The sequence below is a fragment of the Pedobacter sp. T50_32 genome (assembly GCF_057652195.1).
The window spans coordinates 1-26,326 of the sequence record NZ_JBYFBY010000010.1 but is presented as its reverse complement, the minus strand read 5'-3'; the positions used below and the strand labels follow the sequence as shown (position 1 = coordinate 26,326).

Sequence of the window (26,326 nt, the reverse complement as noted above, 5' to 3'; positions counted from 1 at the left end):
AACTTGTTGATCCTCGTTTAAAGATTTTTCCATTTTTTTTATAATTGATTAAATTCAACATCATGAAAAGAACAAGCACATTACTCCTATTACTCTTCCTAAGTATCACCACCTTTGCGCAAGATCTTTCACTTTATAAGAAAGAAACATTCGTTACCAAAGGCGATACCTTAAAGTACCGTATCCTATACCCTAAAAATTTTGATTCCAATAAGAAGTATCCTGTAATACTTTTCTTGCATGGCAGAGGCGAAAGTGGCAAAGATAACGAACGTCAGTTGGCAAATGGTGGCAAGCTTTTCTTGAATGATAATTTCAGAAGCAGTAACGAAGTCATCACTATTTTTCCTCAATGCGGTCAAAACAGTTATTGGGCTAATGTGGAGATTGATACCGTAAACACTAAGCGTTTCTTCACTTTTGTAAAAGGCGGCGAGGCTACAAAATCGATGGATCTTGTACTTCAATTCACAGATCAGTTCTTTAAAAATTCTTTTGTAGATCCTACTAGAATTTATGTTGGCGGTCTATCTATGGGCGGCATGGGTACTTTCGAAATACTGAGAAGAAAACCAAAAACCTTTGCCGCAGCTTTTGCTATTTGTGGTGGTGATCATCCTGCGAATGCAAAAAAATATAAACATGTTCCACTTTGGATTTTCCACGGAGGATTAGATGATGTAGTGACACCTCAGTTTTCTCATGGGGTTTACAGAGAATTAAAAAAATTAGGTAGCCAACCAAAGTTTACGGTATATTTAAAGGCAAATCACAACAGTTGGGATAGCGCCTTTGCTGAGCCAGAATTGCTACCTTGGTTGTTGTCGCATAAAAAACAATGACAAGCTAAGACACAATATAAGGTGTCGAAATTTTAGCCTTTTATGAGCGAGCCAATAAATAAAATGGATTTACCTAATATCTTCAGCAAAGAAGTATCAGAAGGAGTTATAGACCGAATTAATCAATTGAGTCCAAATTCTCAACCGTTATGGGGCAAAATGAATGCGGCACAAATGTTTGCCCATTGTTGCGTGGCTTACGAAATGGTCTATACCGACAAGCATCCGAAACCAGGCTTTTTCATGGGTTTCATTTTAAAAACTTTTGTAAAAAGAATGGTGGTAAGCCCTAAACCATATCCAAAAAGTTCTAAAACCGCTCCGGCTTTTTTAATCAGTGATGAGAAAGACTTCGAAGCAGAGAAGCAACGTTTAATAGATTACATTCGTGAAACCGAAGTATTGGGCTCTTATATTTTCGATGGCAAAAAGTCTCTTTCATTTGGCCATTTAAGTGCCAACGAGTGGAATAATATGTTCTATAAGCACATCGATCATCATTTGAAACAGTTTGGCGTATAGATTTTAGCAATAGTAAATTATCAGCTATTATTATCATCCTTCTCGGTCACTCGGGAAGGATTTTTTTTGAAAAGCAATCTCAGTACTCATCGGCCAACTCAGTCCTGCTTTCGCTTATAGTCCTCATTTCGTTGCACTTCATTCCGGGCTAAAACGCTCAATCACGTTTATTAAACAAACTGAAGTACAGACAATCTACAGCTAACCCCGCATTTCCATTGGCTTTTCTATGTTTTCCTCAAAACCTAGTATACCAACTTCAATAATTAAAACACCTATTTCAAACAGAAAAAATAGCTACTCGCTAAAAAGCCACACAATCACCTTGGCAAAATCATTACTTTAATATCATTATCCTCTCAATTTTTACGATATTTATTTAAATATCAATAAGTTATTTCAATATTAACCAACGCCTACCTTCAGTATACAATCTATGAAACAAAAACTCATACTCTTATTTTTTACGCTAGTAGTTAAAGTCGGTTATACCCAAACATATACCGACCTGAAAAAACTAGATAAAGTTGCTCAGCATGTTTACTTCAGTGCAAATACGAAAGAACGAGCCGTTAAGATTGCCGATGAGGTGGCTACAGCTGAAATTTACTTCCAACAGCAATTTAAAGTTAAGCCAACCTATACCTTATTGGTTCTGGCTCCGGCAGACTGGAAGTTATACGCACATCCTAATGCCATTTATGGTATTCCACATTATTTGCCAGATGGCAGATTAGTTGTAGCTTCAGAAAACAACGAGTTTTGGAAAAGGAATGTTCCGCCTGTAGACAAAATCCCGAACGAGCTTGCCCAAAGATTAAAAGCGACTTACACAGATAAAAACGGAGAAATAAATTTAACAGAAGCTTTTGATTTGCTTGCGGTTCACGAATTAGGGCACGCATTCCAAAAAGCCGCAGGAATGAAGCAACAACGCAACTGGCTAAACGAATTACTTTGCAACATTTTACTGCATACCTATTTGGCAGAAAAGAACCCAAAATCACTTCCTTTTATTACAGAGTTCACTCAAGTTTCGGTTGCCTCATTCCCTACTGCAAGATTAAAATACACCAAGCTTCAAGATTTTGATGCCTATTACAATGAAATAGCACAAAAATATCCAGACAACTATGGTTGGTACCAATGTAGATTTCACGTTGTAGCTGGACAAATTTATGATGTGGGCGGCCTTAAAGCGATGAACAACCTTTGGACTGCTTTATTAAAGCAGAAAGAAAAGTTAGATGATGCTGCACTTATGGAGTTACTGTCACAAACGCATCCAGCATTGAAAAGTGCAATGCAAAATTGGGATGGAAACTAATTGAACAACTGCTGAAAACCAAAAGCCATGGAAAAAAAATATACGTTACTCATTCTTCTTTTCGTTGCAATAGCACTAATCTCCATCATTGGATTTTATACTTCCTACTTAAGCTTCTTTCCTGATTATGGAAAATTTCAACTAGCGATACACATTCATTTTTTAGCTTTTGTCTGTTGGTTTGTACTAGTTATTGCACAACCAATACTTATAGCTAAAAAGAGGTTTAAACTCCATCGTCGGCTTGGCATAGCTTCTTATTTTTTAGCACCAATTTTGGTAGCAACTATATTAATTTTAGTGAATGAGAAATTTCAACGCGAAATAACCGTATCTAAAAACGATGCAGCAATCACAGCCTTAATTGGTTTATTAGACGCAATTTCCTTTACCGCTTTCTATTTGATAGCGATGGCAAACAAGAAAAATGTACGCTGGCATGTCGCTTTTATAATTGCTGCCACGTTAATTGTGCTAAATCCCGGTATGGCTCGATTAATGAACCAGCTTAATGAAGGATTAGGCCTAATTTCAGCTGTATTTTTACCATTTATTGTATCCATGGCTATTTTTGTTATTGAAAAGATAAAGCTCAAAAGAGATATTCTCAAAAGTCCGTATTTTCTGTTTTTTATATGTTGGCTATTGGAAATTGTGATACTTGTTGTCGTTCCGCAGTCTACGTTTTGGATTAAATTAGTCAGTGATTTTGCAAATTAGTGAGTGAGTATCTTTCCCAACTTGTCAATCATGATTTTCAATCTCGACTTAAAACTATAGATTTTAAATACATAGTTTAGCGGGTGATTATCTTCTCAATTGAATATCATAGGTTTAAAATTAACATTTTATTCTAGACAGTTTCGATTAGCAAAGTATTTAAAAGTTCAACTTTCTTTCTTAATTTAAACTTTAATATCATACCAACGTTATTTTTATTTCATGGCTTAAATCAAAACCTGAAATACAGATAAGGATTAACATAACTATTAACTATGAGCTTTTTTAAAAAGATATTTGGTTCAAAAGAAAATAATGAACAAAAAGCAGACGCTTACGAAGAAGGTATCCAATCTTATGAAAATATACCTTGGATGACAGACTTAAGACGAGAAACAATTGCTATTTGTCTTAACGCAGGATTTAAGCCTGCTAGTTCGCTTCCAACAGAATTAGGCACGCAGTTACGACCTGCTACTGAAATTGCAAAAAGACTAAGTGCAATAAAAGCAATAGTACTTTGGTTAATGGTAGCCCAAGAAGATTTACCAAGCGAAAAAATCTTAAATTTTGTTAGCGAAAACGAACTTAATGATTTTATGGCTGACGATGAAAAGGCAATTCTAAGTCTATCTCGAAATGACGAAGAAGCGAGGAATGCTATTGGTTGGAAATTTGAAAATGCTTGGCCATTAGCCTGGTATTTTGGTTACAAAACGCCAGACATAACCGGCGAAATGATGAGCGGAGATCAAATGCAAGATATTTTAACGAATTACAGTTGTCCGCTTAATGAAAATGTAGAAGAATGGGTTGCAAATAAAAATACGATTACGGAAGAAGAGCTTATTAAAAAGGAAGACTTGTTTTATTGCTTACATAATGCTGTTAGAAGTGCTCAATTAGGCAGTGATACTGTTCCAAATGGTTTTCATCCAGTGGGAAACGGAGGCGTTATTCACGAACGTAGACATTCTTTAACTTGGATGTTATCAGAAGGTATAACGTGGGATGAAACAGATTTAAGCACTTAATATTAGTCAAAGGCGGTTAAAAAATTGGTAAATGAAGCCGCTGGCAATAAAAAAAACACTAAAAATGCTTTTCAAAAAAAATCCCGATACGGTAAACGTATCGGGATTATATATTATCGAAATAAGTAAAAACCTATTCTTATAATTGGCTATCTAATTTACCTGCCAATACTGACTTAGGCACAGCACCAATTTGTTTATCTACTACTTCTCCGCCTTTAAAGTACAACAAAGCCGGGATATTACGGATACCAAACTGCATTGAAATTTGAGGGTTATTGTCAACGTTTACCTTACCAACCAAAGCTTTACCTTCGTATTCTTTAGCAATTTCTTCTACCACTGGACCTACCATACGGCAAGGACCGCACCACTCTGCCCAAAAATCTACCAAAACTGGTTTATCCGATTTTAATACTAACTCTTCGAAGTTAGCATCTGTTATTTCTAAAGCCATATCTAAATTTTTTATGTTACAAATATATTATCAATTGTGATGCCATCAATAGCCTAATGCCAATTTGACATTTTTTTGTTCAATGTTGTTGGTTCAATAGCTCAATGGTTCATTGGATATTGATTATTGGTAATTGGTGATTTTCTTAATTTAATCTGTAATCCACAAAATTCATATTCTTAATGCCATTTAAAAACTGATTGTTTGGATTAACTTTTTTGTTTTTTGATGGCATTTCGAGTTTTAAACCTTTCTCTACATCATAAACCTCAAAATTGAGCTTACAGTTTTGATTTTCGCCACTTTCTGCATTCTCTTCTAAAATAGCTTGTATTTGCTGCATGAAACTATCATTAACCGCTTCTATTGGGAACAACAACGTTAATGATTTAGTGAGCTTATCTCGAAGTCCAGCCAGCAAATCGATGCTGGTAATTTTAAACTCCCAATCGCCTTCCTTACCGAAACGCAAGCCTAATTTGCCACGAATTTGCAAGAAATAACCTTCGGTTAAAAACTGTTTAAACTTCAGGAAATCATCACCAAACAAAGCAATTTCGCAGCTATCATCGTAATCTTCGAACACAAAAATACCAAAAGGCTTACCCGTTTTAGTGATACGTTGCGAGGCTGTACCCACTAAACCACCAACTACGAGCTCACGGTTTTTCAATCCCTCAAACTCTGCCAAAACTTCCTCATTGGTATCGCCCATTCTCACCTTATTAATAATAGAAAGGTGTTTTACTTTGTTAGCGCAGTACCTATCCAACTCAAAACGGTAATCGTCTAATGGATGTCCCGAAAGGAAAATCCCGATGGCATCTTTTTCATATTTCAATCGATCTATCAAGCCCCATTCTGGCGCCGTAGCAAAAGTTGGTTCTAAAATTAAATCGGCTTTTGAACCACCAAAAAGGGATGATTGCGAGGAATTTTGATTGTTCTGGAAATCGTTGGCGTATTTGATTAATTTCTCGATGCCATTTAATTTATCGTTAGCGCCAATGAAAAAGTATTGTGCCCTATGATAACCAAAAGCATCGAAAGCGCCGCCGTACACAAAACTCTCGTAAGCTTTTTTGTTAACGATACGTGTGTTCGAACGCTTGGCAAACTCAAAAACTGTTGGATACGGACCGTTCTCCACTCGTTCTTCGATGATACTTTCTACCGCCTTCTCTCCTACTCCTTTTACCGCCGATAAACCGAAACGAACTTCTCCGTTAGCATTTACAGAGAATTTCATGTCAGATTCGTTCACATCTGGACCAAGTACAGTTACCCCCATTTGGCGACATTCTTCCATGAAGAAAGCCACCTGTTTAATATCACTCATGTTGTTTGAAAGTACCGCAGCCATATATTCTGCTGGGTAATGTGCTTTCAAATAAGCAGTTTGGTAGGCAATCCAAGCGTAGCAAGTAGAGTGAGATTTGTTAAAAGCGTAAGATGCAAATGCCTCCCAATCTTTCCAAATTTTCTCTAAAGTTGCTGCAGCATGTCCTTTTTCTGAAGCTTGTTTTACAAACTTAGGCTTCATTTTATCTAGTACATCTTTCTGTTTCTTACCCATTGCCTTACGCAAAACGTCGGCTTCACCTTTGGTAAAACCCGCCAATTTCTGTGACAAAAGCATTACCTGCTCTTGGTAAACCGTAATACCGTAGGTTTCTTGTAGGTATTCCTCACAAGCATCTAAATCGTAAGTAATTGGCTCTGTTCCGTGTTTACGGCGTACGAAACTTGGAATGTATTCCATCGGTCCTGGGCGATAAAGTGCGTTCATGGCAATTAAATCTCCAAACACCGTAGGTTTCAGTTCCTTCATGTATTTCTGCATCCCCGGACTTTCATACTGGAAAATACCTACGGTTTCGCCACGCTGGAAAAGCTCGTAAGTCTTCACATCATCTATCGGGAAATTATCTGGATCAAGGTCAATATCAAAACGTTTTTTTACCAGTTTTACCGTGTCTTTGATAAGGGTTAGTGTTTTCAACCCCAAAAAGTCCATTTTTAACAGACCAGCACTTTCTACCACCGAGTTATCAAACTGGGTAACGTATAAATCACTGTCTTTTGCGGTAGCCACAGGTACGAAATTGGTAATATCGTCTGGCGTAATAATTACCCCGCAAGCGTGGATACCAGTATTACGCACCGAACCTTCTAAAACAATGGCTTGCTGTAACGTTTCGGCAGCTAAATCTTTCCCTCCCGCTAAGCCTTTCAGCAAGTTTACATTTTCGTACTCATCAGGTCGTAAAGCTTCTTTCAAAGCTTTTTCCTCTAAGTTGAAGATTTTTGCCAGCTTCATGTTAGGTACCAACTTGGCAACTTTATCTGCTTCGAAAAGAGGTAAATCTAATACCCTAGCGGTATCTCTAATAGAAGATTTTGCAGCCATGGTACCATAGGTGATGATTTGCGCCACCTGACTAGAACCGTATTTATTGATTACATAATCCATTACACGACCACGGCCTTCATCATCAAAATCGATATCGATATCGGGCATGGAAACACGGTCTGGATTAAGGAAACGCTCAAAAAGGAGGTCGTATTTAATTGGGTCGATATTGGTAATACCCAAACAATAAGCTACCGCAGAACCCGCAGCAGAACCACGACCAGGACCGACAGAAACGTCCCTATTTCTAGCTTCGGCAATAAAATCCTGTACAATCAAGAAATAACCCGGATAACCAGTTTTCTCGATGGTTTGCAGCTCAAAATCTAAACGTTCGGTAATGTCTGGCGTGAGCTCACCATAGCGTTTTTCAGCACCAACATAGGTCAAGTGGCGAAGAAATTTATTCTCTCCTCTTTTACCGCCATCAACCTCATCTTCAGCAACAATAAATTCTTCTGGAATATCAAACTTCGGCAAGAGAACTTCCCTAGCCAACTTATAAGTTTCAATCTTATCAATAATTTCTTGAATATTGATAATTGCATCTGGTACATCAGCAAAGAGCGTTTTCATCTCATCTGCCGACTTAAAATAGTATTCTTGATTAGGCATACCGTACCTAAAACCTCTACCACGACCAATTGGCGTGGCCAGTTTTTCAGCATCTTTTACGCACAGCAAAATATCGTGAGCGTGGGCATCCTTTTTATTTACGTAATAAGTATTGTTGGTGGCTACTATTTTCACTTGGTGCTGTGCCGCCATTTTAACTAAAACTTCATTTACACGGTCTTCATTTTCCTGACCATGTCGCATCAGCTCGATATAAAAATCTTCGCCAAATTGCTCTTTCCACCATACCAAAGCTTCTTCAGCTTGATTTTCGCCAATATTTAAAATTTTACTTGGTATTTCGCCATACATGTTTCCTGTTAATACAATCAGGTTTTCTTTGTACTGCTCAACTACATTTCTGTCTATCCTTGGAACGTAATAAAAGCCTTTGGTATAGGCAATAGATGACATTTTTGCCAAATTATGGTAACCTTGCTTGTTCTTCGCTAAGAAAACTACTTGGTAGCCATTGTCTTTTCTGGTTTTATCAGTATGGTCATCGCAAACAAAAAACTCTACGCCAATAATTGGCTTAATTACCGTTGCTGTTGGCGTTTCGCCTTTTTCTATTGCTTCTGCATTTTTAGCTTCCGCCCCTTTATTATGGTTAAGCACATTATTCACAAAATGAAAAGCTCCCATCATATTGGCATGGTCGGTAATGGCCACAGCCGGCATCCCTTTCTCTACCGCAGCTTTAACCAAGGCCTGTACACTAATGGTACTCTGCAAAACTGAAAACTGTGTGTGGTTGTGCAAATGAACAAAAGTAGCATCGGCCAATGCTGCTTTATTACCCGCCAAGGTTTGTTTAGAAACACCTCCGGTATCTGCACCTTTTCGTTTCCTTATTTCATCAGAAGCCGCTTTTAGGTTGATATGTTTTATCCCTACCGAGTCAATTGCAAAGGGATTGGCTTCCTTAAAGCGTAGAAAATAATCGGTATCAACCTGTAGTTCCTCTTTGGTGAAAACCTGCTTTTTAATTAGCTCTAAGAAACAACGAGTAGTTGCCTCCACATCGGCAGTTGCATTGTGCGCTTCACCGAAAGGTGTACCAAATAGATATTGATGTAGCTCTGTTAAGGTAGGTAATTTGAATTTACCACCTCTACCTCCAGGAATTTTCAACAACTCTGCCGTAACTTCGGTACAGGTATCTAGCACCGGCATATTAGCTAACGAACTTTCTACACCAAAACGATGAAGCTCGCAGCCCATAATATTGATATCGAACTTGATGTTCTGTCCAACTACAAACTTGGCCTTACCTAGCGCTTCGTTGAATTTCACCAAAACATCAGCTAACGGAACGCCTTGCTCTTCTGCCAACTCGGTAGAAATACCGTGAATGCGCTCCGCATCATAAGGAATATTAAAACCGTCAGGCTTTACCAAATAATCCTGATGCTCTACTAAATTTCCTAACTCATCGTGCAGCTGCCAAGCAATTTGAATACAACGCGGCCAATTATCGGTATCGGTAATTGGAGCATTGAAATTACGTGGCAAACCTGTAGTTTCGGTATCAAAAATTAAGTACATAGCTGATTAAATAAGGATATCAAAATTAACGAAAAATTAAGCCCAATCGGTCACCAAATTATCAACATCCATTACCTATTGTTAATGAGCTTTTTGGTTTTCACAAACCTCATTTTTCATTTTTCTAACACATCCATTAAAATTGTTTACTTTTACTCCTATAAGCTCTAAACCCTAAACATAAATGGAATTCACCTTTAACGGCTACGGACTAGTTTTGCTATTCTTTGGAACGTTAACCGCCATTTTAGCCGTGTATATTTATAAACGCGGTACAAATGTAGTGCGTTGGTTTAGCTTAATGATGGGTTCAAATGCCATTTGGTCTATCGCCTATGGCTTAGAGCTTTCTAGCCATACCCTAGAGCAGGCCATGTTGTTCATCAACATTGAATATATTGGCATTGCTACTCTACCACTAAACTGGTTTCTATTTTGCCTCAATTTTTGTAATAAAGAGTGTTGGTATAAAAAACCGCTAAACCTTACGCTTATTCTCATTGCTCCTATCACCACGTTGGTAATGGTATGGACTAACCCGATGCACCACCTGCATTACAAAGATGTGAAGATGTTTTATGAAGGGCCTTTCCCGATGGTAAAAATCTATCCCGGCACTTGGTATCACATCTTTACTGGCTATTTCTATTTGCTGCTTGCTTGCGGTTGCTACCTTATCCTCAACAAATTCAGAAATTCGGACCCGATCTATAGGAAACAGAACTATAGCATTATTATCGCAGCTATTATACCATGGATCGGCAATTTCACTTATCTCATCGGCATACGGCCGCTCGGCTTTATCGATTTAACTCCTTACGCTTTCATTCTTACTACCTTCCTTATTTTTTTAGGCGTTTATAGGTTTAGGTTATTTGATATCGTACCAATTGCCCGCGAAAAAGTTTTGGAATTGATGAGCGATGGATTTCTGGTACTTGATGAAAAGCATCGAGTTATTGACTACAATAGTTCTCTACTTAGTTTCATTAATATCGAAAAAGATCTTAAAGTTATTGGGCAATCGATAGAAGATCTTTTTTCGGAGCAGCCCTTACTTATCAACAATATTAAGGATAGAAAAAGTGGCAAGATAGAACTACAAGCTAACGTTGACGACCAAACCATATATTTTGAGGCTGAGGTATTGTTTTTACACGAAAACAAAATCAATAATGAGTTTACCATTGTAAAACTGCAAGATCTTACAACAGCTAAAAAGGATGCATTGATTGCTAGAGAGCAGGCCATAGAACTTGAGAAAGTAAACCAGTTGAAAGATCGCATATTCTCCATTATTGCCCATGATTTAAGAGGACCGTTAGTTAATCTCTCCGAAGTATTGAAAATGGTTTCCTATAACCAAATTAGCGATGAAGAATTCAAATCGCTTTCCCCAGTTTTAAGTACAGATATTATTTACACCACAGATCTACTAGAAAACATTCTCCATTGGTCACGCAGTCAGCTGAAAGGATTTGGCATAACCAAAGAGTTTTTCAATGTCAGAAATATCATCATCAACGAGATAAACTACCATTTGCCATCAGCTACCCTTAAAAATATTAAGATTTTACACGAGGTTTTCCCTTACGAAGTAGCTTACGCCGATGTATTAATGTTCCAAATCGTGATCAGGAATATCCTTAATAATGCGATTAAATTTTGTAATGAAGGTTGCGAAATATCTATAACAGCAGCTTATCAAAAAGACGGCATGCTAAAGGTAAGTATCAAAGATAGCGGTATTGGCATTTCGAAGGCAACCTTAGAAAAACTATTTAAGGAAGAGAACATATCATCGAGAGGAACCAAAAATGAAAAAGGGACTGGCTTAGGACTAATGATCTGTAAAGATTTCATGCATAGGAATAATGGAGAAATTACGGTTGAAAGTGAAGTTGGCATAGGTACTACATTTAACTTAACCCTTCCTACCAAAGCATAAAAAAGCCATTTCGCTATCCGGAGCTAAGTAAAGAACTCTGCCATAACCTGAGTTATCTCAAATTCTCACTCCTCTAAATAACAAATTGGCTTTATAATTTTACAAGACTATTTCCCGATAACCTCGTTAATTACCTGTTGCTCCTTTAACTCGTCGACGTTATTTTTATTACCGAATTTCTCGGTTTTATTAGCGAAATAATCTAAAATGCTAACTATAGAATCCAAGTTATCAGCTACACGTTGGTGCATATCTGGCAAATCTTGTTCTAGTTTTTTATCTCCAAGTTCGATATTATCTACTTCAATTTTACCTATTTTTTGTATGATAGCCTGCTGAGAATGCTGCAAATCTTCGAGCTCCCTCACTATCTTCTCCATTAGTTCGAATTTCTTTAAAGTTTCCATAAAATATGTTTTTATTAATTGATAAACTTAGCTTAACAACCATCTTAACCTAGTTATTGTTTGATTTTATTGGATTTAACAAGAAAATATTTGGTTAATTCAAAAACAACTAATAATTTAGTTAAATGAAAAAACACGCTGTCCTACTCGTATTACTTCTTATTTTTAAATTTGGTTATGGTCAGGAAACCTCTCTTGATAAGGAGAAACTTTTAGAGCTTTATCAAACACAACGCTATGCAGAAGCTGCAACTTACCTAGCCAGCATTTACCCTGCCGAAACAAATGATGTGAAGGCATTAACGCAAATTGCTTACTGCAATATGATGGCTGGAAAATTGGTGGATGCAGAAAAAAACTACCAAAAGATAAATGAGCTTCAGCCGCAGCAAATACCCATATTGTTCAGTTTGGCTAATATTAATTCGAGACGTGGGAACACAAAAAATGCATCGGATTACTTACAGCAAGTCGTAAAGATTGACAGTAATAATTTTAATGCCTTTAAACGTTTGGCAGATTATACAGATAGCGCTGCATTAAAACTCCAATACTTAGAAAAGGCAAACCGACTGAATGCAACAGAAGCAGATGTAGCTTTCGATTTAGCTCGTGCTTACAGAAACGAGAAACGTTACCAGAGATCGTACGATGTACTTAAAATTGCCATTTCGGCCGACACCAGCAACCTCATTTTACAGCAGGCTTTGCTACCCGTGGCAAATTTCTTAAGCAAATACAATGAAGTAGTTATTGCTGGGGAGAAACTGATGAAAAACGGTACTGATGCTAATGTTATTGTAGATGTAGCCAAAGCATATTTCTTTTTAAAGAATTATAAAAAAGCTATTTCCCTATATCAAATGTTGGAGAAAAAGTCAATGCAAAATGAAGGCACTTTGTATTTCACTTCCTTAAGCTATCGGGAGTTGAAAAATTACGAAATGGCAACAGCTTATGCCAAGCGCACTATAGAAGAAGGTATTTCGCCAAATACATCGGCCTATTACAATGTACTCGGTGGAATTTACGATGAAAAACAGCAACTCACACAGGCAATTAATGCTTACAAAAAAGGGTTAACCTACAGTGCCAACAAGAATATTCAATATCGATTGGGATTATTATACGATTTGAAATTGAAACAAACCAAGTCTGCAACGATTTACTACAATCAGTTTTTGAAGAATAAGCAATTAAATGATGAGGACAAAGCGCAAGTAGATTATATCAAAGCAAGATTAGAGGAGTTTAAACCAATTACACAAAGGACATCGCCCTAAATAACAAAGTTCATTTTCGTCATTGCGAGGAGATCGACGACAGATTTATTTTCAACTTTTTCTTGATAAAAAGTTGGCAAAAATCAAGGCTGCTTAGCCTAGCTTGTTACAGCTCAATAAAACTTTAATTGCGCTGGCTGAAACGTGTGAGTGTTTGTGTATACTCGAAAGTAATTGCAACACTTCTGCAACCAGCTTATGTTGTAAAACTCTTAAAAGAACTGCTTACGTTTTATCGGCTTTCACTGCGCTATGCTAAGAGGCCGAGATAAGTTCTTAGCAACGGAAAAAAATAACCTTAACGGCCTTGGCTATTTTCGCTAGTCTAAATTGCAATGTATCTATGTGAGATTTTTTTCAGGTAACATCATTAATAAACGTTGGCGGGGAATTGCTTTTGTTGGCGTCCCCGCCAACAATATTTATTTCGAAGTTATAAATTGCAAAATTGTGTTGCTCGGAATTTGCAATCTCGACCTTTATAGCTACAGATTTGAAATCTGTTCTTTCAAAATGACAAGCAGAATTATTTCAAATCCTCGAAAACAGGCTTTACATCTGTCCAAAATTCATCTAAAGCGATGATGCGTGGCTTTAGAAAAGCGATAATGTCTGGCCATTGCTGCTGATTATAAACACTTACGTTTGGCAACACACATTCTATACGAGCTACCTGCTTGTCGAACGCATTAGTAGTAAATGGCAACCATTCCCATTGCTCGTTCAACGTGTTTTCCAATAGCATTTTAAATTCTTGGAACTGTTCAAACAACAGCGCTCTAATTCCTTCGTCTGGATGTGCAATTTCGATGGCAATGCTGGCGTGTTTTTTTTCGGCATCCATACGGAAGAAGATATTTTTCACACCAGTTTTATAGTTCACCCAGTTTACCGGTAATCCTTCGGCACCGGGAATAGGCTTCATGTACTGACCGAAACTGATCCAAAACTGTTGTCGTAACCTAGTGGCTTCTTCTTTGCTGAACATTGGACTGTGTTGTAAGGTTTTAAAGTTGGAATGTTTTAAGGTTAATGCACATCATTAATAGCAAGCATTGGCCAGTTTTGTTTCAAAAAAGCGAAGGATTTTTGTTAGTTAAATCCGATTGAAGTGTAAATACTTTTTGTTTCTTCTGTCATCCTGATCCGCCAGTTGGTGGATCAGGATCTGTTTGTTGCTGCACTAAAGGATTAGATCCCTCTTCCGTCGGGATGACAGACTGGCTAAACAAAAAGATTTCAACGAAAAGCGGGGCTACAGTTGCCAAGAACTAACCTCGTTCTTTTCCAAAAACTAATTCCTTCCCATTAAACGGGCAACGTATTTGCCTATGATATCGAACTCCAAGTTAACGGTATCGCCAACTTTCACATCCTGCAAATTGGTGTGCTCGTGCGTGTAAGGGATAATAAAAACAGAGAATTCATCGTCGGCAGAATTGACCACCGTTAAACTTATGCCATTCACACAGGCCGAACCTTTCTCTACGGTTACGTTACCTTTTGAGGCATCGTATTTAAAGCGGTACTCCCAACTTCCATCGAGCTCATTCACCAAAACACAAGTAGCAGTTTGGTCTACATGACCTTGCACAATGTGCCCATCTAAACGAGCATTCATCTGCATACAACGCTCTAAATTTACCTTGGCTCCTATCATCAAATGTCCTAAATTGGTTTTTTGCAAGGTTTCATCAATGGCAGTTACGGTATGGGCATCGGTATCTAGCTTCACCACGGTTAAGCAAACGCCGTTGTGAGCAACGCTTTGGTCTATTTTTAACTCGTTACTGATGTTAGACGCGATGGTAAAATGGATATTATCGCCTTCCTTTTGTATATTTTGGACAGTGCCTAAAGTTTCTATTATTCCTGTAAACATTTACGTGTATTTCTTTCTATTTTGCACCCAGTTGCTCTTTTGTTTGGCTTCGGAAGCGGTTGGCTGCGATTTGCTTTTCTGATCTTGCATTAATAGCACCGCTGCGATTGCCGCAATCATTGCTTCCTGCTCATTTTCGCTTTTCAAGCTTTCTGGCGTGAAATATTTGCTCACAAAATGCGTATCGAACTTACCTGAAACAAAGGCTGGATGTTGCATTACAAATTTACCGAAGTTTAGCGTGGTTTGTATGCCCGTAATGTCATATTCTTCGATTGCCCTCACCATTCGCTCGATAGCCTCGGTGCGGTCTTTACCATAGGTGATAAGTTTGGCAATCATAGGGTCGTAATAAATTGGGATTTCCATACCTTGTTCAAAGCCATCGTCTACACGTACACCATAACCTTTTGGGGTTTGATAAGTTTGCAGTGTGCCAATATCCGGCAGGAAATTATTCAAAGGATCTTCGGCGTAAACTCGTAATTCCATGGCGTGACCGCTAATTTTCAGATCTTCCTGTTGGTAACCTAATGCTTCGCCACGAGCAATTTTAATTTGTTCTTTCACCAAATCCAAACCTGTAATCATTTCGGTAACGGGATGTTCTACCTGCAAACGGGTGTTCATTTCGAGGAAGAAGAAATCGAGGTTTTCGTCTAAAATAAACTCTACTGTACCAGCGCCAACATAGCTCACTGAACGAGCAACATCTACTGCACACCTACCCATTTTCTCCCGAATTTCAGGTGTTAAAACCGACGAAGGGGCTTCTTCTACTACTTTCTGGTGGCGACGTTGAACCGAGCATTCTCTTTCGAAAAGATGCACGATATTTCCGTGGGTGTCGCCCAAAACCTGTATTTCGATGTGGCGTGGAGAGGTAACGTAGCGTTCAATAAAAACGGAACCATCGCCAAAAGCAGAAGTGGCTTCGCTTACTGCCAATTGCATTTGCTCTTCAAAATCTTCTACTTTCTCAACAATGCGCATTCCTTTACCGCCACCGCCGGCCGCTGCTTTAATGAGGATTGGAAACCCAACTTCTACCGCTCGAACTTTTGCTTCGTCTACGTTGGTAATGGCTTCTTCCGTACCGGGAACCATGGGGATATTGTATTTCAGCGCCGCTGCCTTTGCCGAAAGTTTATTGCCCATAATTTCCATGGCTTCCGGAGTTGGCCCAATTAAAATTAGTCCTGCGTTTTTTACCTCTTGCGCAAAGGCTGGATTTTCTGACAAGAAGCCATAGCCTGGATGGATAGCCTGCGCACCAGTTTGTTTACAGGCATCGATAATTTTGCTGCCTACCAAATAAGATTGATTTGATGGTGCTGGACCAATGCAAACTGCTTCGTCGGCATACCGTACATGCAGGGCATTCCGATCTGCTTCTGAAAAAACAGCTACCGTTTTAATGCCCATTTCCTTTGCCGAACGCATGATGCGCAAGGCAATTTCCCCGCGATTTGCTATCAATATTTTATTCATGTCTTGATACTTGGTTACCGTTTACAAGATGTAGATTTTATTGCGAAATGGCAAATTGTTTGGTTAATGGTTGGATTGTTTGATTGTTGTATTCTATATTGTTGGCAATTTTTACCTAACTTAATCCTCAGTTCTTTCGGAATAACTCAATTTTGAATAATTAAATGAGTAAATGATAAACTATTAGAACGATATCATCGGATTTCGGAATAAACAAATGAACTTGTGAACCCTATAACCATGCAACTCACCTTAAACGTACCAGCCCTATTCTTCCCTGCCATCAGCTTAATTATGTTAGCGTACACCAACCGTTTTTTAGCATTGGCTAGTTTGGTTAGAAGCTTAAAATCCAAATACGAACAAAGCGACCACAATTCTGGCTTGCAACTACAAATCAAGAACCTGCGCTACCGTTTAAGATTAATTAAGAATATGCAAGCTTTTGGTGTTTTGAGTTTTGCGTGCTGTTTGTTCTGTATGCTATTTATTTACTTGGAACGCAATGTTACTGCAGAAATTTTCTTTGCACTAAGTTTGTTTTTTTTCTTGGTTTCATTACTCATATCCTTATTAGAAATACAATTAAGCACCAAAGCTTTAGAACTAGAACTAAGCTCAATTGAAGGTATTGAAGACGATTCCATTGTGAAGAAAATCAAAAAGAAGTTTGAGCATTAGTAAATAGAACAACAACTCCTTTAATACATACCAACGCCACCTTTACTTACATTTACAGTAATTACATTTTGCCAGTTCTGAATAATTTGATTGTAAAAAGGCACATCTTGTGAGCCTCCCTTCCAAATTACATAATTCTTAGAGCCTCCCTTTCCGGGTTGAGGTAGTACGTTCATTTCTATTGATTGCGCTTTAATACCCGCCAATACTTTATCGAGATTAAAGTTAGCAGTAACTTTATAGTCGTCGTTGTTATTCATGGTGATCTCAGTTACTGTAACATCTGCTTCGAACGGGTAAGAACTTCCAACCCTAATACTATCTGTACTGCCAGATGTATTGGTAAAAGTACCTCGAAAATCAAATGCAAACTCTGATTTCGGGGACTTTCTACAGAACATTTTTACTTTAACATCTTTATAAGAACCTTCAGGCAACTGAATAAAACCGGCAAAAGCATCTAAATTAAAAATATTTAAGTTTCTTTCAATCATAACCGTAGTATCGAGAAAGCCTGATTTGCTTCCCGAAAAATTAATCTTCTCAACCCAAACAGTAGCGTAAGTCCAATTAACCGCAATAGAATTTACGACACTATCACCCGCAATGATTGCTGTCTTAGCGTTTTTCGAATTGGTAAAGCTTGCTTTGGCGAAATAAGAAATCTTTCCCTTACCAGACTGAGTGTCAGTAGCATCTGTGGATTTTTCACAACTAATTGTTGCAGATAATATTAGAAGGGCAATAAAATACTTTAAAGGTGAGAACCTAACAGTCATTTAGATACAATTGAAAGTTTGAAATAGTTATTAAAGATACAAAAAGCTAATCAACTATTCTGCAACTGAATAGATGTTTGACCAGCATTCGCTAAATCAATAATTCAACCACCCAATAGATCATTTGGCCTTAAACCTCCAAACCCCTAATCACTTCAATCGTTTGATCTATCATCGTTGGTGAAACATCTAAATGCGTTACCAAGCGGATTGTCTTAGCAGAAGTAGTATTACATAAAATCCCCTTCCTACCTAAAGCTTTCACAACATCTTCGGCTTTATAACGACTAACCACATCAAACAAAACGATATTCGTTTCAACAGGCATTACGTTTTCTACATAATTAACCTGTGTCAAAGCACTAACCAAAGCTTTGGCATGTAAGTGATCTTCTGCCAAACGCTCTACATGATGATCTAATGCGTAAATACCTGCAGCAGCTAAAAACCCCGCTTGACGCATTCCACCACCTAAGGCTTTTCTAATCCTTTTAGCCTGTCTAATCATTTCAGAAGAACCCAAGAGCACAGAACCCACTGGCGCCCCTAAACCTTTCGATAAACAAATAGAAATTCCATCGAAGAAATGCCCGTAAGGCGCAGCTTTATCTCCAGTGGCCACCAAAGCATTAAACACCCTAGCACCATCCAAATGCAGTTTTAGACCTTTAATGTTACAAAGATTGTGCACAGCCTCAATTTGGTCGAGAGTGTAACATTTACCACCACCTTTGTTAACCGTGTTCTCCAAAACCACCAAACTTGTTTTAGGATAATGAATGTTCTCTTCATTAATTTCTGGTTCAATTAGCTCCGGTGTTAAAATACCCCGCTCTCCATACAATAACCTTACCGAAGCCATCGAGTTGTAAGCAATACCACCACCTTCGTAGCGATAAACATGAGCAGTCTGATCGCAAATCACCTCATCTAAAGGCTGAGTAAAGCACTTAATGGCAATCTGATTGGTCATAGTTCCAGAGGGACAAAACAAACCAGCCTCCATATGGAACATCGTCGCCAGTTTAGTTTCCAGCGCTTGAACGGTTTCATCTTCGCCGTACACGTCATCGCCTACTTTTGCGCTCATCATGGCATCCAACATACCTGCAGTTGGTTTGGTTACGGTATCACTTCTAAAGTCTATTTTTGGTTCCATTGGAGCTTATGTTATGGTTATAAGGTTAATTTTTAAATGGCAAAGTAAGCGATGCAAAGAAACGCGGACTATATCATTCAGTATTTAATTTAGCATGCTATCTTTTACACATCCAAATTTAGCACTCGCAGTTGATAAAGCATATGATAAAATCTGATTAATGAAAAAATTACATTGTAGTTTTTCACAATTTTTCGATCATCATTTATTATTAAAACCGAAAGCATATTTGTTCTAAAAACAGCCGTAAATAGTGTAAAAAATACACTTTAATAAAAAACCGCCCCAGTTATTAACAATCAAACGTTTGAATACCCCCAAGATTAACTAATAAAAAACTTAATATTAATTTTTTATTTCCAATAAAGGCTGATATATTGCCAAACTTTTATACAAATTATACAACTTAACAAACCAAAAAAATGATACTTATTGCAGACGGTGGATCTACTAAAACCAACTGGTGCTTAATTAACGAAGCCGGAAGGAAAATCCATTTTAACACCGAGGGCTACAACCCTTATTTTGCAAAGCAAGATTACATTGAAAACTCGTTGAGAACCACTTTGCCAGACACACTAGACGCTTCTAAACTAGAAGAAGTTTACTACTACGGCGCTGGTTGCTCTACAGAGGCGAACAAAAAAATTGTATCGGATGCAATGCAAAAGGTTTTTGTAAATGCTAAAATCAATGTAGATCATGATTTATTAGCTTCTTGTCGTGCGCTTTTGGGCGACGAGCCTGGCTTTGCAGCTATTTTAGGTACAGGAACCAACACTTGCCTTTACGATGGCAGCGACATTTCTTTGAACATCGATTCCCTAGGTTATTTCTTAGGTGATGAAGGTAGTGGCAGCTTCATTGGCAAGCGCTTATTGGCCGATTACATGAAAGGCTTCATGCCAAAAGGATTAAGCGAAAGCTTCTTCACTATTTACGGTTTAAGCAACGAAGATATTTTCGATAATATCTACAACAAACCGCTTCCAAATCGTTTCTGTGCAAGCTTCAGCAAGTTTTTATACGATTTTAAATCAACCTACCCAGATTACGCTGAAGATGTAGTAGACACAGCTTTCACAGCGTTTTTTGAGAAATTGGTGAAACACTACCCCAACTACAACAAACACCTGTTAAATGTAGTAGGCTCGGTAGGTTACAGCTTTAGAGATAGGTTAAGTGTAGTAGCAGATAAGTACGAAATGGGCGTAGGTAAAATTATTCGCTCTCCAATAGACGACTTGGTAGAATACCACTTAAGCAAAAGATAAAACAAGAAGCTCCGTAAATCGGAGCTTTTTTGTTTTTAGTCGTACTGGTTTATTAGTTCATTGGTTCACTAGCGAATTGGTGATTGATTATTGGTTATTGGTCATTTTATTTGTGCCTCTCGTCATTGCCAGCTCGACAGGCAATCTTAATGCGACAAAAGGTTTAGAATTATTTGAAGCGCAATTCCATTACCTCTTTTTAATGGCAGTCCTGCTTTACGCTTTATCTTTTTTGTGTTACCCAACTGTCATTTCAAAACCTATGGAAGGGCAAATTAAATGCTCCTATGTACAAGAATACCACAAAAAAGGATACCGCTGCAATCAGGGCTATCGAACAAAAGTCTGTTAAGCTTCACAAAACTCCGTATCACAGAATTTCTAATTAGGGGTACTCGAAATCCAGTATTTGTTGGCGGGGACGCCAACAATAACGCTGTCAAACGTTGGCGTCCTCGCCAACGTAGTTTTTGAACAATATAGAAAAAGCCATGTTTCGAACACCCTTATTTTTAATACCGATTTAAAAACATTTCCCTTTGCGCTCTTTGCAATACTTAGAAACCTTTGCATTAAAATAATATTCAACGTAAAGAATAGTGAGTTACGCTAGGAAATGTAAATACCTGCACCGTTATTGCCAATTAAACCCGATAGCAGCGAACACGTAGCGGCAAACAAATGTGTTTGCCCGAAGTAAAGCGGATAGCGGGAATACAGATCAATACCTGCAATGCAATTGCTTTTCAAAAAAATAGGCCAGGTTATCAACCCAGCCTAATATCATTATCGCTTGCGAAAAATTAGAAAGAAATTTCCTTACCAAACAGCTTGTTGTATTTACGTTTATCGAACTTGTACAATGTAGCCGCTCTAAAAGATACACCACGTTGCTTTTCTTCTAGCTCTTTAAGCACTTTAAAGCTCAAAATTTTCTTGCGGAAATTACGTTTATCCAATTTTTTACCTAAAATAAGCTCGTAAACACTTTGCACCTGCGTAAGCGTAAATTTCTCTGGCAAAAGTTCGAAAGCCAAAGGCAGGTGTTTAATTCTGCGCTTAATTTTCTCTAAACCCTTGTTCAGTATATTTTGATGGTCGAAAGCCAATTTAGGCAAGCTTGCCACGTTTACCCACTGCGCTTTTTTAGCGTAATTACTTAGCGGTTTTAGCGGTTTATCGCCACCTAAACGCAACATGGCATAATAGGCAACAGAAATTACCCTACCCTGTGGATGTCGGTTCACATCGCCAAAGGCATAGTACTGCTCCATATAAATATCGCTTAAACCAGTAAGCTCTTTCAAGATACGCTGTGCAGATTGATCAACACTTTCTTCGTGGTTAACCAAGTTTCCGGGCAAAGCCCACCAATCTTTAAATGGTTCCTCGTTTCTCTCAATCAACAAAATTTTAAGTTCGGTACCATCAAAACCAAAAAGCACACAATCTATAGAGACTGCAAAATCAAAACCGGGGGTCACTTCTGTCAAAACAATCGCTTTAAAATGTTCGAAATATGGAACAAAATAAAGACACTTATTTCGTTAATTCATAAAATATTTGAAAAAAAATTACTTAGTGTAAAAAATACACGTTATATTCGTATAATCAGAATGAAACCAAATATTAAGAACATAGCAGTACTGACCTCAGGAGGCGATGCTCCAGGCATGAATGCCTGCATCAGGGCCGTGGTACGCACCGGAATTTATCATGGCAAAAACATGTTCGGTGCAATACAAGGATACCAAGGTCTGATCAATAACAACATAATTCCGATGAATGCCCGCTCTGTAAGCAATATTTTACATATGGGCGGAACCATCCTTAAAACAGCCAGATGTTTGGAGTTTAAAGAGGATGCCGGAATGGAGATTGCCTTTAAGAATTTACAGGAAAAAGAAATAGATGGCTTGGTGGTAATTGGTGGCGATGGCACCTTTACCGGAGCTAAGCGATTTGGAGAGAAATTTGGCGTTAAAGTAATTGGCGTACCCGGAACGATAGATAATGACCTTTATGGATCTGACTTTACCCTGGGCTACGATACCGCAATTAACACCGTTATAGAAGCCATAGACAAAATTAGAGATACTGCCGATTCGCACGATAGGTTATTCTTTATTGAAGTTATGGGCCGCGACTCTGGCTGCATTGCCTTACGTAGTGCCATTGCCAGCGGTGCCGAAGCGGTACTTTTGCCAGAAAGGGAAACTTCTTTAAAAGAATTGATTACCAAGTTAAAATCGGGTGCTTCTACCAAAAAATCATCAAGCATTGTAATTGTTTCTGAAGGAAATAAATACGGCGGCGCTTATGATATTGCTAAAGCTGTGAAGCGTAAGTTTACGCACTACGACACCAAAGTAACGGTTTTAGGTCACTTACAACGTGGTGGTAGCCCAAGTGGTTTCGACAGAATTTTAGGCAGCAGATTAGGTTTTGCAGCTACTAACGCACTTATTGCCGGCGAAAGCATGAAAATGGTGGGTTTAAAAGGCAATAAGATTGGCTTAACATCTTTAGAGGAAGCGTTGAGCGGTTTAAGCAATTACAAATTGGAAGATGATTTGTTGCAAATGACACACGTTTTATCAATATAGTTAAGATGATAGCAGTAGTATATAGTGGATCTAAAAATGCTTGCTGGAAAATTTGGCAAGAGGGCACTGCCATGATCGAAACGCATACCGCAAGTGTTAACCCATGTTTTAACGACCCTAAGCAAGTGCTTCAGGTACTGAGCAAAAACATCACCTTGATACATAATGCCGAAAATATTAGAAAAATCTATGTTTTCGCAGCAGGCGCATCTGCCAAAGAGAAACAACAAGAACTAACAAATACGTTAGAGCAATTCTTTGTGAATGGCAAAATTAAGGTAAAAGACGATGTGTATGGTGCTGCCATTGCAGCTTGCCATGATAAAACTGGTATTGTTGGAATTTTAGGTAGCGGCGCTAATTGTGCTTATTACAATGGCAAAAAACCTGAGAAGAACAATTACGGCTTGGGTTATATTCTTGCAGATGAAGGCTCGGCCAACTACTTTGGTAAAATGCTTTTGAAAAACTTCTTGGAGGGAAAAGTACCTGAAGATTTAAAGACAAAAATAGAAGCGCAATACAACTTAGACCGCCCAGGTATTTTGGAACGTGTTTACAGAAAACCTCAGGCACAAACTTATTTAGCTTCATTTTTAGATTTCTACCTAGACAATAGAGATCATAAGTTTATCCAACAGTTGTTGGCCCAAGGTTTTGAGAAATATTTTCAAAGCTACATTTTACCTACCATAGAAAAACATCCGGAAGAAGAAGTACATTTTGTGGGCTCGGTGGCCGGCGCTTTCCAAGATCAATTACGGGAAGTGGCAAGCAAATACAACATCAGCATTGTGTCTGTTACCAAAGAACCTATACATAACATATTAAATTATTACACCAATTAAATACGATGAGCCGTCTTTTGGACAGCTTCATGACAGTTAAAAATAAAAATAGATAAAACATGAAACCGTCTTCAAGACAGCTTCATCACATTAAAAAAACAAATAATTAAAAAGAGATGAAAATAGGAATTAACGGATTTGGCCGTATTGGCCGTTTAGCCTTTAGAGCCGCTGTAAAACGCAATGATATCGAAGTTGTTGGTATCAACGACTTAGTAGAGCCAGATTATATGGCTTATATGTTAAAATACGATTCTACCCATGGTCAATTTGACGGTACTGTAGAAGTTAAAGATGGCAACTTAGTTGTTAACGGAAAAACCATCCGTGTTACTGCAGAAAAAGATCCAGCAAACTTAAAATGGGATGCTATAGGTGCTGAAGTAATTATCGAATCTACTGGTTTGTTCTTAACGCAAGAAACTGCTCAAAAACACATTGATGCTGGTGCGAAGAAAGTAATTATGTCTGCTCCTGCAAAAGATGACACTCCTACTTTCGTAATGGGTGTTAACCACAAAGAATTAAAAGCAGATCAAAACATCGTTTCTAACGCTTCTTGTACTACTAACTGTTTAGCGCCAATTGCTAAAGTATTAAACGATAAATACGGTATTTTAGAAGGTTTAATGACTACAGTTCACGCAGTAACTGCTACTCAGAAAACAGTTGATGGTCCTTCGGCTAAAGACTGGAGAGGTGGACGTGGTGGTTTCTCTAACATCATCCCTTCTTCTACTGGTGCTGCTAAAGCGGTAGGTTTAGTATTGCCTGAGTTAAAAGGTAAATTAACTGGTATGTCGTTCCGTGTACCTGTTGCAGACGTTTCTGTAGTAGATTTAACTGTACGTTTAGAAAAAGGTGCTTCTTACGAAGACATCAAAGCCACCATGAAAGCAGCTGCTGAAGGTGAATTGAAAGGTATCTTGGGTTACACTGAAGATGAAGTTGTTTCTTCAGATTTCTTAGGTGATGCTCGTACATCGATCTTTGACGCTAAAGCTGGTATCTCATTGAGCGATAACTTCGTGAAAGTTGTTTCTTGGTACGATAACGAGTGGGGTTATTCAAACAAAATCATCGATTTAGCTCAAGAAGTAGCTAAACATATTTAAGCATAACATCCAAACCAAAAATAGAAAGCAGTGCCGAGAGGTACTGCTTTTTTGTTTTTTAACGGATAAGATTTAACCACCAAAGCACGAAGAACACAAAGTTTATTTAAGCTTATCCTAGCTGCACTAGATTTTAAACAGTTGAAATGAATACCAACTTTCATAAGTGCGAAATCCTGGCCTCCTAGCATATCGCTACGCAAGCCAATAAAACGTTTGTTTAAGTTAGATACCTCAGGGACTAAGCTGGGTGCAGAAGTGTTTATCAACCTTTCATCTTTGCTAGAAACATTTCTATACCTAAAATTAAAAAAGTGAAAGATTTCTGTTTAGATATTTCTGCTCACAGCACCTAAATGAACCTTTAATGTTAATAAAAGTTAAATACACTGTTATCATAAAACTTTTAAAAAGCAGAACAAAATGTCTTTCGTATTTTTGCGTTAATAGATTAGTTTTTGCGGAGCAAAACAGAAGTTACAATGGTTAAACGGCCTTTAAAGCAGTAAAGCTGCAAGAAAACGCCTGAAAATGTCATTAAACTGTCATAACGACTGACAAAATAAAATTTTCTTAGTGTACCATTTACACTAAGAAAAATAATACCTACATTTGTACTGTTGATTTAGATCAACGCCCTAGAATAGATAAAAGTCCTGAAAAGGAATAAAGAGCAACCCGTTCATACAGGTTTATATTTGGTTAGAAAGAGAGACAAGCTTGGATGAGTTGTCTCTTTTCTTTTTTATAGCCATGCGAGTGCTCTGAAGCGGTGTTTAAGGACGATTGTGGGTTTGAGTGATTAATTAATCTATTTATTTATTCGTGTTAAATCTAGTAATTTCATACTGAATTTGCTTCCTCTCATCCCTACTATCCCTAATCTCATCCCTATTGAAGCTTTTTAAGCATTCTCTCATCCCTGTAATATACAATTGATTTTAAGCTATTTACCTTATAAACCATACAAGAACAAACGAGTTATTAAATTCAGTTTGATTATCCATCACTACATCATTCCTTCTTCTGCCATGCTATAATATCCAGTTTCACTCACAATCAAGTGGTCGTGAACCTCAATTTCTAGTAGCTTACCCGCCTGCTTTAGCTTTGTGGTTAATCGTATATCTTCGCTTGATGGTCTAAGATTACCGCTTGGATGGTTATGCGCCGCTATAATGCTAGTAGCAGTTGCTTTTAACGCAGTTGCAAATATCACTCTAGCATCCATCACCGTAGAACCTCCACCGCCAGTGGATAAGTCTACAATGCCCAACACTCTGTTATTGCGGTTAAGTTGGAGATTTCGCTGAAATTGACCATCTGATTTCGGTTTAAGCTGACCACCTATTCCGCGGCAAACTGACCACCTCAT

The 26,326-nt window shown here is 38.0% G+C and carries 22 protein-coding genes; 12 read left to right on the top strand and 10 right to left on the bottom strand.

Going from position 1 to position 26,326, the window contains the following annotated elements; translation table 11 throughout:
• Window positions 1-62 precede the first annotated feature (62 nt).
• The 5 genes from AC23ME_RS20195 (at window position 63) to AC23ME_RS20175 (ending at window position 4,445) form a co-directional block, all read left to right on the top strand.
• Window positions 63-842 (top strand): carboxylesterase family protein, encoded by a 780-nt coding sequence (locus AC23ME_RS20195; RefSeq protein WP_487729543.1) that lies wholly within the window; start codon window positions 63-65, stop codon window positions 840-842.
• Window positions 843-884: 42 nt separating this feature from the next.
• Window positions 885-1,364 (top strand): DUF1569 domain-containing protein, encoded by a 480-nt coding sequence (locus tag AC23ME_RS20190; RefSeq protein WP_487729542.1) that lies wholly within the window; start codon window positions 885-887, stop codon window positions 1,362-1,364.
• Between the two features lie 436 nt (window positions 1,365-1,800).
• A complete protein-coding gene (locus AC23ME_RS20185; protein WP_487729541.1) occupies window positions 1,801-2,691 on the top strand; it encodes a hypothetical protein in 891 nt (296 codons plus the stop codon).
• 27 nt (window positions 2,692-2,718) lie between these two features.
• Window positions 2,719-3,411 carry a hypothetical protein gene (locus AC23ME_RS20180; protein WP_487729540.1) on the top strand — a complete coding sequence of 231 codons (693 nt, stop codon included), beginning with the start codon at window positions 2,719-2,721 and terminating at the stop codon, window positions 3,409-3,411.
• 275 nt (window positions 3,412-3,686) lie between these two features.
• A complete protein-coding gene (locus AC23ME_RS20175; RefSeq protein WP_487729539.1) occupies window positions 3,687-4,445 on the top strand; it encodes a DUF4272 domain-containing protein in 759 nt (252 codons plus the stop codon).
• 139 nt (window positions 4,446-4,584) lie between these two features.
• On the opposite strand, the gene trxA is transcribed toward AC23ME_RS20175, so the two are convergent.
• Both trxA and dnaE read right to left on the bottom strand, forming a co-directional pair.
• Window positions 4,585-4,902, bottom strand: a complete 318-nt coding sequence (gene trxA / locus AC23ME_RS20170; protein WP_267759542.1) for a thioredoxin — start codon at window positions 4,900-4,902, stop codon at window positions 4,585-4,587.
• Window positions 4,903-5,047: 145 nt separating this feature from the next.
• A complete protein-coding gene (dnaE, locus tag AC23ME_RS20165; protein ID WP_487729538.1) occupies window positions 5,048-9,478 on the bottom strand; it encodes a DNA polymerase III subunit alpha in 4,431 nt (1,476 codons plus the stop codon).
• A gap of 184 nt (window positions 9,479-9,662) precedes the next feature.
• On the opposite strand from dnaE, the gene AC23ME_RS20160 reads away from it, so the two are divergent.
• Window positions 9,663-11,426, top strand: coding sequence for a sensor histidine kinase (locus AC23ME_RS20160; RefSeq protein WP_487729537.1), 1,764 nt, complete (start codon window positions 9,663-9,665; stop codon window positions 11,424-11,426).
• A 107-nt stretch (window positions 11,427-11,533) separates the two neighbouring features.
• On the opposite strand, the gene AC23ME_RS20155 is transcribed toward AC23ME_RS20160, so the two are convergent.
• A complete protein-coding gene (locus tag AC23ME_RS20155; protein WP_487729536.1) occupies window positions 11,534-11,833 on the bottom strand; it encodes a hypothetical protein in 300 nt (99 codons plus the stop codon).
• 125 nt (window positions 11,834-11,958) lie between these two features.
• On the opposite strand from AC23ME_RS20155, the gene AC23ME_RS20150 reads away from it, so the two are divergent.
• Window positions 11,959-13,116 carry a tetratricopeptide repeat protein gene (locus tag AC23ME_RS20150; RefSeq protein WP_487729535.1) on the top strand — a complete coding sequence of 386 codons (1,158 nt, stop codon included), beginning with the start codon at window positions 11,959-11,961 and terminating at the stop codon, window positions 13,114-13,116.
• Between the two features lie 526 nt (window positions 13,117-13,642).
• Here the strand turns inward: AC23ME_RS20150 and AC23ME_RS20145 are convergent.
• The 3 genes from AC23ME_RS20145 to accC all read right to left on the bottom strand — a co-directional run bounded on the left by AC23ME_RS20145 (window position 13,643) and on the right by accC (window position 16,489).
• Complete coding sequence (locus AC23ME_RS20145; RefSeq protein WP_487729534.1) at window positions 13,643-14,104, bottom strand: DUF4268 domain-containing protein; 462 nt, start codon at window positions 14,102-14,104, stop codon at window positions 13,643-13,645.
• Between the two features lie 306 nt (window positions 14,105-14,410).
• Window positions 14,411-14,998, bottom strand: coding sequence for a riboflavin synthase (locus AC23ME_RS20140; RefSeq protein WP_487729533.1), 588 nt, complete (start codon window positions 14,996-14,998; stop codon window positions 14,411-14,413).
• Window positions 14,999-16,489: an acetyl-CoA carboxylase biotin carboxylase subunit gene (accC, locus tag AC23ME_RS20135; RefSeq protein ID WP_487729532.1), complete on the bottom strand. Its 1,491-nt coding sequence runs from the start codon at window positions 16,487-16,489 to the stop codon at window positions 14,999-15,001.
• A gap of 225 nt (window positions 16,490-16,714) precedes the next feature.
• Here accC and AC23ME_RS20130 point away from each other — a divergent pair, with 225 nt between their 5' ends.
• The gene (locus AC23ME_RS20130) at window positions 16,715-17,170 is read left to right on the top strand and encodes a DUF2721 domain-containing protein (protein ID WP_487729531.1); all 456 of its coding nucleotides are present in this window, start codon (window positions 16,715-16,717) and stop codon (window positions 17,168-17,170) included.
• 20 nt (window positions 17,171-17,190) lie between these two features.
• On the opposite strand, the gene AC23ME_RS20125 is transcribed toward AC23ME_RS20130, so the two are convergent.
• Together AC23ME_RS20125 and AC23ME_RS20120 are read right to left on the bottom strand one after the other, a co-directional pair.
• Window positions 17,191-17,949 carry a hypothetical protein gene (locus AC23ME_RS20125; RefSeq protein WP_487729530.1) on the bottom strand — a complete coding sequence of 253 codons (759 nt, stop codon included), beginning with the start codon at window positions 17,947-17,949 and terminating at the stop codon, window positions 17,191-17,193.
• 130 nt (window positions 17,950-18,079) lie between these two features.
• Complete coding sequence (locus tag AC23ME_RS20120; RefSeq protein WP_487729529.1) at window positions 18,080-19,108, bottom strand: threonine aldolase family protein; 1,029 nt, start codon at window positions 19,106-19,108, stop codon at window positions 18,080-18,082.
• Between the two features lie 422 nt (window positions 19,109-19,530).
• Between AC23ME_RS20120 and AC23ME_RS20115 the strand changes: the two genes are divergently transcribed.
• A complete protein-coding gene (locus AC23ME_RS20115) occupies window positions 19,531-20,382 on the top strand; it encodes an N-acetylglucosamine kinase (RefSeq protein WP_487729528.1) in 852 nt (283 codons plus the stop codon).
• Between the two features lie 803 nt (window positions 20,383-21,185).
• Here the strand turns inward: AC23ME_RS20115 and AC23ME_RS20110 are convergent.
• Window positions 21,186-21,875, bottom strand: coding sequence for an NUDIX hydrolase (locus tag AC23ME_RS20110; RefSeq protein WP_487729527.1), 690 nt, complete (start codon window positions 21,873-21,875; stop codon window positions 21,186-21,188).
• Between the two features lie 123 nt (window positions 21,876-21,998).
• Between AC23ME_RS20110 and pfkA the strand changes: the two genes are divergently transcribed.
• The 3 genes from pfkA (at window position 21,999) to gap (ending at window position 24,951) form a co-directional block, all read left to right on the top strand.
• Window positions 21,999-22,988, top strand: a complete 990-nt coding sequence (gene pfkA, locus AC23ME_RS20105; RefSeq protein WP_487729526.1) for a 6-phosphofructokinase — start codon at window positions 21,999-22,001, stop codon at window positions 22,986-22,988.
• A gap of 5 nt (window positions 22,989-22,993) precedes the next feature.
• Entirely contained in the window at window positions 22,994-23,836 is an 843-nt protein-coding gene (locus AC23ME_RS20100) for a hypothetical protein (protein ID WP_487729525.1), read from the top strand.
• 116 nt (window positions 23,837-23,952) lie between these two features.
• Entirely contained in the window at window positions 23,953-24,951 is a 999-nt protein-coding gene (gene gap, locus AC23ME_RS20095) for a type I glyceraldehyde-3-phosphate dehydrogenase (protein ID WP_487729524.1), read from the top strand.
• A 1,009-nt stretch (window positions 24,952-25,960) separates the two neighbouring features.
• Here gap and AC23ME_RS20090 read toward each other — a convergent pair.
• Window positions 25,961-26,326: JAB domain-containing protein (locus tag AC23ME_RS20090; protein WP_487729523.1), on the bottom strand; the 366-nt coding region annotated here is incomplete at its 5' end.

Excerpts from the sequence above, each read along its gene's own strand:
- AC23ME_RS20195 (WP_487729543.1), top strand. The coding sequence starts at position 63 with ATGAAAAGAACAAGCACATTACTCCTATTACTCTTCCTAAGTATCACC.
- AC23ME_RS20190 (WP_487729542.1), top strand. The coding sequence starts at position 885 with ATGAGCGAGCCAATAAATAAAATGGATTTACCTAATATCTTCAGCAAA.
- AC23ME_RS20185 (WP_487729541.1), top strand. The coding sequence starts at position 1,801 with ATGAAACAAAAACTCATACTCTTATTTTTTACGCTAGTAGTTAAAGTC.
- AC23ME_RS20180 (WP_487729540.1), top strand. The coding sequence starts at position 2,719 with ATGGAAAAAAAATATACGTTACTCATTCTTCTTTTCGTTGCAATAGCA.
- AC23ME_RS20175 (WP_487729539.1), top strand. The coding sequence starts at position 3,687 with ATGAGCTTTTTTAAAAAGATATTTGGTTCAAAAGAAAATAATGAACAA.
- trxA (WP_267759542.1), bottom strand. The coding sequence starts at position 4,902 with ATGGCTTTAGAAATAACAGATGCTAACTTCGAAGAGTTAGTATTAAAA.
- dnaE (WP_487729538.1), bottom strand. The coding sequence starts at position 9,478 with ATGTACTTAATTTTTGATACCGAAACTACAGGTTTGCCACGTAATTTC.
- AC23ME_RS20160 (WP_487729537.1), top strand. The coding sequence starts at position 9,663 with ATGGAATTCACCTTTAACGGCTACGGACTAGTTTTGCTATTCTTTGGA.
- AC23ME_RS20155 (WP_487729536.1), bottom strand. The coding sequence starts at position 11,833 with ATGGAAACTTTAAAGAAATTCGAACTAATGGAGAAGATAGTGAGGGAG.
- AC23ME_RS20150 (WP_487729535.1), top strand. The coding sequence starts at position 11,959 with ATGAAAAAACACGCTGTCCTACTCGTATTACTTCTTATTTTTAAATTT.
- AC23ME_RS20145 (WP_487729534.1), bottom strand. The coding sequence starts at position 14,104 with ATGTTCAGCAAAGAAGAAGCCACTAGGTTACGACAACAGTTTTGGATC.
- AC23ME_RS20140 (WP_487729533.1), bottom strand. The coding sequence starts at position 14,998 with ATGTTTACAGGAATAATAGAAACTTTAGGCACTGTCCAAAATATACAA.
- accC (WP_487729532.1), bottom strand. The coding sequence starts at position 16,489 with ATGAATAAAATATTGATAGCAAATCGCGGGGAAATTGCCTTGCGCATC.
- AC23ME_RS20125 (WP_487729530.1), bottom strand. The coding sequence starts at position 17,949 with ATGACTGTTAGGTTCTCACCTTTAAAGTATTTTATTGCCCTTCTAATA.
- AC23ME_RS20120 (WP_487729529.1), bottom strand. The coding sequence starts at position 19,108 with ATGGAACCAAAAATAGACTTTAGAAGTGATACCGTAACCAAACCAACT.
- AC23ME_RS20115 (WP_487729528.1), top strand. The coding sequence starts at position 19,531 with ATGATACTTATTGCAGACGGTGGATCTACTAAAACCAACTGGTGCTTA.
- pfkA (WP_487729526.1), top strand. The coding sequence starts at position 21,999 with ATGAAACCAAATATTAAGAACATAGCAGTACTGACCTCAGGAGGCGAT.
- AC23ME_RS20100 (WP_487729525.1), top strand. The coding sequence starts at position 22,994 with ATGATAGCAGTAGTATATAGTGGATCTAAAAATGCTTGCTGGAAAATT.
- gap (WP_487729524.1), top strand. The coding sequence starts at position 23,953 with ATGAAAATAGGAATTAACGGATTTGGCCGTATTGGCCGTTTAGCCTTT.